Origin of the sequence: Marinobacter halodurans (assembly GCF_004327985.1) — a bacterium.
GTDB classification, from domain to species: Bacteria; Pseudomonadota; Gammaproteobacteria; order Pseudomonadales; family Oleiphilaceae; genus Marinobacter_A; species Marinobacter_A halodurans.
Genome location: NZ_SJDL01000063.1, coordinates 1 through 9,565, shown reverse-complemented (window position 1 = coordinate 9,565; position 9,565 = coordinate 1). Strand labels below are relative to the sequence as shown.

Annotated in this window: 10 protein-coding genes; 6 read left to right on the top strand and 4 right to left on the bottom strand. The window is 58.1% G+C overall.

Going from position 1 to position 9,565, the window contains the following annotated elements:
- Nucleotides 1-370: 370 nt before the first annotated feature.
- Nucleotides 371-1,267, bottom strand: coding sequence for a LysR family transcriptional regulator (locus tag EZI54_RS22520; protein ID WP_207389317.1), 897 nt, complete (start codon nt 1,265-1,267; stop codon nt 371-373).
- Nucleotides 1,268-1,456: 189 nt separating this feature from the next.
- Between EZI54_RS22520 and EZI54_RS22515 the strand changes: the two genes are divergently transcribed.
- From EZI54_RS22515 to EZI54_RS22500, 4 genes are all read left to right on the top strand, one after another.
- Nucleotides 1,457-2,680 (top strand): MFS transporter, encoded by a 1,224-nt coding sequence (locus EZI54_RS22515; protein WP_242674566.1) that lies wholly within the window; start codon nt 1,457-1,459, stop codon nt 2,678-2,680.
- 29 nt (nt 2,681-2,709) lie between these two features.
- A complete protein-coding gene (locus EZI54_RS22510) occupies nt 2,710-3,651 on the top strand; it encodes an alpha/beta fold hydrolase (protein ID WP_131484121.1) in 942 nt (313 codons plus the stop codon).
- Between the two features lie 260 nt (nt 3,652-3,911).
- Nucleotides 3,912-4,256 (top strand): PBPRA1643 family SWIM/SEC-C metal-binding motif protein, encoded by a 345-nt coding sequence (locus tag EZI54_RS22505; protein ID WP_131484120.1) that lies wholly within the window; start codon nt 3,912-3,914, stop codon nt 4,254-4,256.
- Between the two features lie 29 nt (nt 4,257-4,285).
- Entirely contained in the window at nt 4,286-4,720 is a 435-nt protein-coding gene (locus EZI54_RS22500; protein WP_131484123.1) for a DUF3010 family protein, read from the top strand.
- Between the two features lie 84 nt (nt 4,721-4,804).
- Here EZI54_RS22500 and EZI54_RS22495 read toward each other — a convergent pair whose 3' ends face one another.
- The 3 genes from EZI54_RS22495 to EZI54_RS22485 form a co-directional block, all read right to left on the bottom strand.
- On the bottom strand, nt 4,805-4,921 hold the full coding sequence (locus EZI54_RS22495; RefSeq protein ID WP_242674565.1) for a DUF4174 domain-containing protein: 117 nt from the start codon (nt 4,919-4,921) through the stop codon (nt 4,805-4,807).
- A gap of 114 nt (nt 4,922-5,035) precedes the next feature.
- Entirely contained in the window at nt 5,036-6,007 is a 972-nt protein-coding gene (rho, locus tag EZI54_RS22490; protein ID WP_131484119.1) for a transcription termination factor Rho, read from the bottom strand.
- Between the two features lie 292 nt (nt 6,008-6,299).
- Nucleotides 6,300-7,082: a class II glutamine amidotransferase gene (locus EZI54_RS22485; RefSeq protein WP_131484118.1), complete on the bottom strand. Its 783-nt coding sequence runs from the start codon at nt 7,080-7,082 to the stop codon at nt 6,300-6,302.
- Nucleotides 7,083-7,441: 359 nt separating this feature from the next.
- On the opposite strand from EZI54_RS22485, the gene EZI54_RS22480 reads away from it, so the two are divergent.
- Entirely contained in the window at nt 7,442-7,951 is a 510-nt protein-coding gene (locus tag EZI54_RS22480; protein WP_131484117.1) for a hypothetical protein, read from the top strand.
- Between the two features lie 1,120 nt (nt 7,952-9,071).
- On the top strand, nt 9,072-9,565 hold a 494-nt coding region (locus tag EZI54_RS22475; protein ID WP_131484116.1), incomplete at its 3' end, for a hypothetical protein.

The window sequence follows — 9,565 nt, the reverse complement described above, 5'->3', positions numbered from 1 at the left end:
ATCTCGCTGCGGAGCCTGGCGTTTATCCCGTGGGATCATGGGCATTTCTTCCGGATTCTGAGTGAAACAGGGCGATTTATGCTGGATATTATACTTTGAAACAAAGCCAACTCATTGTCTTTATTTCAGTTTTTCTTTTGCAGGGCCGACGAATTACAGAAATCGTTAAAAACTGGAGGGAAGAACAGGGGCTCCCTGGCTTTAGGGAGTAAACCGGGGGGTCTTGAAAGGGGTCACCCATTAGTCGGGTTCTGGAAATCGCGCAGGAGTGAGGAGCCAATCGTCATTTGATGATTGGCTTCTTAACAAAACCAGTGCCAAAAACCGGGAGAGATCTGTTTCCTGTTTCAGACGCCATCAACTACCGTCTCTACACACCCGGTGGGCGCGTGCCCGCCATCATTGGCATGACCTCGCGCATCAGGTCGATAAAGGTGCGCAGCCGGGCCGGGTAATAGGCGGCGTAGGGGTACAGCAGATAAATGGGCAGCGGATGCGCACACCACTGCGGCTGGATACGGATAAGGCGCCCGGCCTCCAGGTCTTCCTGCACAATCCACGTCGACACGATCGCGACCCCCAAGCCTTCGAGCGCACTCTGGCGCAGGGCATAAAGGCTGTCGGTACTGACCCGGGGCCGGATATTGAGTTGCTGTGAACGGTCAGCCCGCCGATCGACCAGGGTCACCTCGTTTCGGTAATAGGTGCTCAACGCGACCCAGGGAAGCCGTTCCAGATCCCGCACCTGTTCAATGGGCGGAGATTGCTCGAGCAACCCCGGCGCCGCAACCACAATACGCGGCACCTCCGCCAGCAGGACCGCGATCACCGACGGGTCCGTCACGCTGCCCACATGGATCGCGCAGTCGATGTTGTCGGCGATAAAATCGGGCGAATGATCGTTCAGCATCCAGTCGATGGACACCCCGGGATAGCGCTGCAGGTAACGGCTCAGTGGCCGGATCATTTGATCCTGGCCAAAGGCATGGGGAGCGCGCACCCGAAGGCGCCCCATCGGTTCCTCTCCCGCACCCCGCAGGCCGTCTTCCAGCTCGGACCACTGCTCGATCAGCGTTCTCGCGTGGGCATAGCAGCGCTCCCCATCGTCGGTCAGCTTCCGGCCGTGGGTACTGCGCAGGATCAGCTCGGTTCCCAGCAGTTTTTCCAGGGTCTTCAGGCGGCGGCTGATGGTGGGCTGGGTCGTGCCGAGCTGCCGGGCTGCTGCCGAGAGACTGCCGCTATCGACGATCCGCACGAATGTGCGCATCAGCTCTATACGATCTATTGTCAGACTATTCAGTTCGCTCATACGCCGAGTGTATAACAGTCTTTCCCGTCAGCCGTCTACCGGCAAGGCAGCGCATCGGTGACACTTCACATCACCCGAACAGCCACCTGACCGGTGGCACACCAGACCATCGAACCAACGATGATCTCCTGACAGGAAACAGGCCGTATGCCCGCCGATAACAGACACACCGACGACACAGAGTCGCAGCCACTCCCATCGCATTATTTTCTGTTGATGGCGCTGATATTCGCCATCAACATGGCGGGCACCACCGTGCCGGCGCCGCTGTATCCGCTCTACCAGGAAGCCTTCGGCTTCAGCAATCTCACCGTCTCGATCATCTTTGCCACCTACGCCGTGGGGGTTCTGGGCGCGCTGGTGACCACCGGCCCCTGGTCGGACCAGGTCGGGCGCCGTCCGGTAATTTTCGCCGGTCTGATCGCGTCCGCCCTGAGCGCCCTGCTGTTCCTGTACCAGGGCTCGCTCCCGATCCTGCTGCTGGCCCGTTTGCTGTCGGGCATCTCTGCGGGCCTGTTCACCGCGACGGCGACCATCGCGGTGATCGAGCTGGCGCCCCTGCAACAACGCGGCCGGGCAACACTGGCCGCCGGCGTCGCCAATATGGGCGGCCTGGGAATGGGGCCATTGATCTCGGGCCTCCTTTCCCAATATGCGTTCTGGCCGCTTCACCTCCCCTACCTGCTGCACCTGGCCCTGATCCTGGTCGCCGCAGTGCTGCTGTGGCGGCTGCCCGAAACCGTGACACCGCCGCCCCGTTTGCAGTTGCGACGCCAGCCCCTGGGATTGCCGCCGGAAGTTCGCCCGCTGTTCTTGCCGGCCGCCGTGGGCTGTTTTGCCGGCTTCGCGGTACTTGGCCTGTTTACCTCGCTGGCTCCGGCGGTCATGGGTCAGGTTCTGGGCCTGACCAATCGGGCCGGTATCGGCGTGGTGGTTTTCACCGTCTTTGCCGCGTCCCTCGCCGGCCAGACGGTGCAGCGTCGCATACCGGACTCGATGCGCCTGCCCCTGGCCTGCGTGGCACTGCTCATCGGTGTCGGGCTGCTCGGGCTGTCGATTGCCTGCAGCGCCCTGCTGGCACTTATCGCGGCCGCGCTGATCGCCGGTGCCGGCCAGGGCGCCATTTTTGCCGCCAGTATCGCGGCGTTGGCCGGCGCCAGCCCGTCTGGAAAAAAGGCGGAGGTGACCTCGCTGCTGTTCGTGATTGCCTACATTGCCATCTCGGTACCGATTGTGAGCCTCGGGCTCGCCGTCGAGGCATTTGGACTGCGGGACGCCGGCATCACCTTTACAGCGGCCATCATGGTGTTGATTGCCATCGCCCTGCTCGCCCTGTGGCGTCTTCGACGCCGGGCGCCATCCCCCGCTTGATGCACCTTTCCAGACCAGAGGCTTTCCTCATGACTGAACAGATTCAGCAAAACGCGCACGCCACAGCACCCTTGCCTGCGTTTGATCCCGGTTCTTTCTGGAACCGCTTCAGCCACAACTACGCCGTTCTGGACGATATCCGCCTGCACTATGTCGAAGGCGGGGCGGGCGATCCCATCCTGCTGATCCCCGGCTGGCCGCAGAGCTGGTACACCTGGCGCCACGTCATGGAAAGGCTGGCGACAAGCGGCCACCGGGTGATTGCCGTCGACCCGCGGGGCATCGGCGACTCGGACAAACCACTCGGCGGCTATGACCTGGCAACGGTCGCCCACGACCTGCACCGGTTTGCCCGGCACCTGGGACTGACCGACAACGGCGCCCTGAATGTGGCCGGACACGATATCGGCGCCTGGATCGCCTACGCCTGGGCCGCGGACTGGCCGGACGATATCCGCCGACTGGCGCTCTACGATGCAGCCCTGCCCGGCATCAGCCCGGCCGGCCCCGGCGGCATTCCCGATGAGACCACCAACGTGCGGACCTGGCACTTCGGCTTCAACCGGCTGGACGACCTCCCGGAACTGTTGATCCGTGGGCGCGAGCGGCCCTATCTGGACTGGCTGTTCAGAACCAAGACACGCAACCCCGCCGCCATCACCCCGGCGGACCTGGATGAATACACGCGCCTATTCAGCGCGCCGGGCGCCATGCGGGCCGCGTTTGCCTACTACCGCACGCTGTTCAATGCCGGGGGACTCGAACAGAACCGGCTACGCGCCGACAAAAAGCTGGCCATGCCGGTGATGGCCTGGGGTGCAGACGGCGGAGTCGGAAACCGGCTCTACACCACGATGCGGGATATCGCCGACCGGGTTGAGGGCGGCGTGATCGAGCAGTGCGGGCACTTTCCGCCGGAGGAGGCCCCCGATACAGTCGCCGGCCAACTGGCCAGTTTTTTCGGGAATTGACGACTGACAGTCGCACGCCTCACAAGCCCTTCCAAACGGAGGGGCTTTTGTCTGTTCTTGATACGGAGTCAATCGCTCAGCCCGGGGTCGGGTCACAACCCGGTGACATGGACAATCGATGAACGTGAAAGCGGGGCTGGTTCAATCTGCCCCTTCCGTTGTCTCCGGAAATGACATCTGCCTATATCGCCGTTCCCGCAAGCGTGCTAAAAGACTCCTCCCGGCAAAAGCTCGGGTATTCTCCTCACCAGGATGTCGCGATGTCAGATAAATTTTTCTACAAGGGTCGGCAGGACGCTCGCCAGCACCACACCGCTTACGGCGGCTTTCAGACCAACGCCAGCCAAAAAAGTGGCAGCCGGAAGTATCCGCTAACGCTGGTAGTGACCAGTGAAGCACGCAAGCAGGAAGTTGAGGCACAGGTGGCCAGGGCCAAGCTGCACGCGACTATTTCGGTTGATACCCGCGAGGGCGCCGTTGAATCCATCAACGAGCTCACCGCTATCCTGAACAAAGGCGGGACCGTCACTACGGCAAAATCACCCTCCCGCAACGACGTTTGCACCTGCGGTAGTGGTATCAAATTCAAGAAGTGCTGTGGCTGACAACAGTCCGGGCACAGAGGGCGATGGTTATGATTGTTTGCGGGGTTGAGCTGACGGGCAGCGATGCGGTGGTGTGTTTGCTGAGTATGGACAGGGGGCAGTTCAACCTGCCGGAGTGCAAGGTCCGCAAACTGTCCCTACCGAAAAACCACAGCCGTGAAGATCTGAAGCGGTTCCAGGCGGCGTTTGCGGAATTAATGGCCGAGTACGGAGTCACCCGTGTCGCGATCAAAGAGCGGATGCCAAAAGGCAAATTTGCCGGTGGTGCCATCAGCTTTAAGATGGAAGCGGCCATTCAACTGATCACCGGTATTGAGTTGACGGTGACCCTGCTGCCCCCGGCTCTGATCAAATCCACCCTGGCCTCCAACCCGCTGCCCATTGCATTTGCCGACACGGGGTTGAAGGCGTTTCAGGAAACGGCTTTTATTGCCGCCTATGTGGGGCAGCTGCAAGGTCGTTAAGCCGGCGAGAGGGTACTCAGAAAATCGATTGGGACCGGCTCTCTATGCCGGTGGAGCCTTGAATTCGATGGCCGTTCCGCCGCTTTAATCGCTGGTGCGCATCTCGCGAATGCGCATGGGCATGGCGTCAATACGGCGGAAAACAGCGTCAAGATCGAGACTGGACTCCCGGCTTTTGATACCGCCGTCTTTGCCGATCAACAGGACCCTAAGTATGCGCTCTGCCCCATTAATTCATTAATTGAAGGTTGAGAACCTCAGGACAGCTCATGGATTCAAGGCAAGACCGTGTGATGGCCGGCGATCACCAAAACATCACCCTGGCCCGGGGATGTTTTTCAGAAGCTCGGCATTTGTGGGGTATTTCTCAAGCAGCTCAACCAGCTTTTTGGTGCCCTCGAGCGGTTTGAGACCGCCAAGCGCCCGGCGCAATGCTCTTATCTTGTCGAAATCTTTTGGATCCAACAGCAGCTCTTCACGACGCGTACTGCTTTTCGAAATATCCAGCGCGGGAAAGATTCGCTGATTCGCGACGTCTCTCGATAAAACCAGCTCCATGTTCCCCGTGCCCTTAAATTCCTCAAAGATAACCTGGTCCATACGGCTGCCGGTATCCACCAAAACGGTTGCCAAAATGGTCAGCGAGCCGCCATTGTCAATGTTTCGTGCAGCGCCAAACAACCTCCGCGGGATCTCCATCGCTCGAGCATCCACCCCGCCAGACATAGTACGACCGCTGCTCTTTCGCTCCGCATTGTGTACACGCGAAAGCCTCGTGAGAGAATCGATCACGATCATGACGTTATGACCCCCGCCCGCTTGTTTGCGGGCGATATCAAGAAGCTCATCGGCAACGCGAACGTGATGAGCATAGCTTTCATCCGAAGAAGAAGCATGTACCTCAGCCGGGACGCTACGCCTGAAATCAGTGACCTCTTCAGGCCGCTCATCGATCAATAACGCGTAAAGTTTAATCTCGGGATACGCCTTTCCCACCGCCTGGCAAACATGTTTTAAAACCGTCGATTTTCCAGACCCCGGCGGTGCCACTATCAAACCTCGCTGCCCCATTCCAATCGGCGTGATCAAATCCATCGCGCGCACCGTGAGTTGTTCTGAACCAGACTCCAAGCGAATTCCCGGCGCTGGATTGATAGCCACCGCATTTAAAAAACGTTTTTGTGGATCAACCTCACCTTCAACCTTAAGCTCAGCTTCGGCTTTCTCAGCCACTGGTTTAGCGTCTTTGTTTCGTTTTCGAGTTAAACCTAATGTCTTTCTCGTCATGATTGTTTAATAGCTCTTTTGGGGTCGATATTTTTCGAAATGAGCCGATAACGTCAAAAAACAGAAGCCCTAACGGATTTCTGAACAGCGTTTTCGACAAAGACAGCCCAAGGCAAAAACGGTGTGCGTCGCAAAGGTCTGCGCTGAGCGATGGGTTGGATGCGTTGTGTGGGATTATTGATCGGGTGTGAGCGAACGAAAATTGGGAACAAGGCTGCACTTGGCAGCATTCAGCTTCCGCACAGTATAGTATCCAAAAAATATATCTGTCCCGGTTTTTCCAGGCGCTCTCTTAGTTGGGGCCTGCGCTTCCCTGCATGATGACTTCGCCCTGGCGCCAGAGGCGCCACTCACCGGACTGGTAGATGTCCCAGGTCTCATCCGTGGTCAGGGGCTCGGTCACAATCACACTGACCACGTCGTCAGGGGTGGTTTCCGATTCGAAATCGACGATGACATCGGCGTCTTTCAGTCGCGCCGGGCCAAAGGGCGCGCGGCGGGTGATGCTCGCCATCTTGGTGCTGCAGAAGGTAAAGAGCCAATCCCCGTTGCTGAGCAGGAGGTTGAACACCCCCTGACGGGCATAGCTCCGGGCCCGTTCCACCAGCCGGCCGACAATCACCTCGGTGGCGGTGTCACGGTCACAGTGGCGTCGCAGGTCATTCAGAATATCGCAGAACAGCGCCTCACTGTCGGTGCTGCCAACCGGCTCGTAGTAACCCGGCGCCGGTCGGAAGCCGGTAATCTGGCCATTATGGGCACAGACCCAGTACCGCCCCCAGAGTTCGCGGATAAACGGGTGCGTGTTGGCCAGACAGATCTCCCCCACATTGGCCTGACGGATGTGGCAAATGGCCACCTCACTCTTGATCGGGCTGGTCTGGACCACCTCGGCGATGCGGGAATTGGCACTGGCATCCACATCGTGGAAGGCCCGTACGCCCTTCCCCTCGTAGAAGGCGACACCCCAGCCGTCCTTGTGGGGACCGGTGGCCCCGCCACGACGGGTCAGGCCGGTGAAACTGAAACACAGGTCGGTGGGGGTATTGGCGCTCATGGCCAGCAGTTCGCACATGCTCGACGTCGTCCCTGGCGGGGAATGGTTTATGCCCCAAGGGTACCGGATTTCGCGGGTCCGGCCAGCCCGAATTTGCCCGGGCGGCGGCGAGGTGTTTCCAGCCGGACCGGCGACGCCGTTGGGTCCCGCGCACACTGGAGTATGGGCCAAGATCAGTCATGCAGAACAGTGGCTGGGCGTCACGCCCTTCGGCGGGCTAATGAGTGTCCCGGTTTTCCAATTTCTCGGACATCCAAGCTGGCCAATAACCTACCTTGAATATCGCGCAGGGTGGTGGCTGCGTTTTTAGCGGTATGCTAACTTCACCCGCGTTTTTCCAGGAATATCAAAACAATTGCCAAAGGGAGATTGGCAAGATGCGCTTTCTGCTAACCGCGATATGTGCTCTCGCACTGACTGGCTGCGCTACGACCGGCAGCGCCGATCGTGTCAAAGTGGTCTACTCCGGCCTTAACTTCTATATCCCCACGGGTGTTGTCGCTGTCGGGTCGGTCGAAGGCGAACAGGGCTTCCTCGCTTTCAAATACAGCACGACGCCCGGCGAACAGTTTGTCGCATTCTCCGATGAGAGCGGAATCGACAACGGCGGCTGTAGCTATTCCGAGTTTTTTCAGCAAGTGCTCGAATTATCGAGCGAAAACACCTGCGATCTAGACGCCGTTAATAGCTTCCGGACCGTCTTCGACGTCAGTAGCCAATCCGGCGTCTGGCAGGGTGATCAGTATCAAGCGTATTATTTTCCGGGCGACGACCAGAAGTTCTTTGTGTTCCTGGTGTTGGACGATAGCAAGGCGATAAAGATCGACACCGATTTCCTGGACAAGGACCAGATGCGGGCGATTGTCGCTGAGCATGTGTCGTCCTGAGCAAACGGATATTCGGGGCGGCCCTTTTGCTTTATGGCATGACGGTTTGTTGTCAGGCCTCCTTGAAAGGGGTCCGTATAACTGGGGCTAGTTCAGATCGATTTTTATTTGATGCGGCTGGCCAATGGGGCCACCATTTATTGCTAATGCTTGATTGGTGCGGCCAGCCGAGCATCTATTTGAGAGCGAAAACACTTTACTCGAATCTCTCTGAAGCCTTTATCCAAGTATGAGAGTTCGTATTCTCCCGAATGAACTCTGCGCAGATAGGCAATGTCATGAGGACCAATAACCTGCACTCCAGCTATGCTGCGACAGTTTTCCTTGAAAAGAAAAAGCTCTAGCCGCTCTTCTTTCCAAAGCCCCTTGAGCTTTAAAAAATATTTATCGATTTCGATCTTGTTGGTAAGAAAAACCGGTCGCCAACCTTCAGCCTTCCAAGATGGCGTAGAACGGTCTCTGTTGGTAGCTCCACTGGAGCTGATACTGCGAGATCCGCCATTGTCCGTGCAGGGATGCTTATACCAAGGAGGCCCTGGCTCGTCGAAAAAAACACGGCCTCCATCGATCGATTGATAGAAAAATACTTGAGCCCCACATACAGGGCATGAGGCGTTCGGATTAACATAGCTCGAGTAAGACTCGTAGCTGGGCCTGCCTACGTTGTGCGCCCGCAATGTTAAATACCCTCGAGCCCTACCACTTCCGAGCCAACCGTCACGACCCCAGCCACAATCGCAGCCCGCATGATGATTCCAAGCATTGCACATGATAGACCCCCTCATCCGATTCAGGACTACTGTCTATTCACATGCTATGAGCTAAAAGTGCAAAAACGCCGTCTGAAAGATGACGAATTGTGGCAACAAATTACTAGCAGGAGCCCGGGCTCAGATCGATTTAATTTTCCTGGGCATTGCAACGTCCGTATTCAAATCCACTTTGAAGCCAATTCCTTTAGCTCGGCGGATTTTATCGTACTGGGGCCATGGCGTCAGAGTTGATCAATTAATATGCGCTCTAACACCTTTTATCCTCTTGCCATCCCGCCAACAACGCCATAGCATTCCCCGTGCTGTGAAAAGGACCCAAGGACACACAGGACAAGGAAGCCATCGCAATGTCCTACGAGCTCTACGTCACGGGCGGCTATGGTTTTACCGAAGCCATACTACCCACGCTGTTGCATCCGTCTAATGCCGTGGACATTGCCCGGGATTATTTTACCCGGGGCTACCAGGGCCACCATATCGACCTGCCGCCGGATGCGGACTTTTCGCAAAGCGGCAACCTGACCGACACCCAGAAACGCAAGCTGCTGGACGACCTGCAGGAAGGGCGACTTGTGCTCGCCAGCCGCTATGGGCCTGGTTTTGAACTGTTCACGGAATCCAGGGCGAGCCCTGACCTGCTGCGTAACGACTTGCCACCGACACTCCGGCATCGTCTACAACAGCATTGGCCCAGCGGAGCGCGGGGGGCTTTCACCCGCTCCGACTCCCTGGCGCCGGCCATCGAGCCCGTGAGCCGTTCGCCAGAGCGTCCCGTTCCGGAAACACCTGCGCCGGGATCGGGCCCTTACCACGTCAAGCTGGTCTACCACTGGCCCGACGG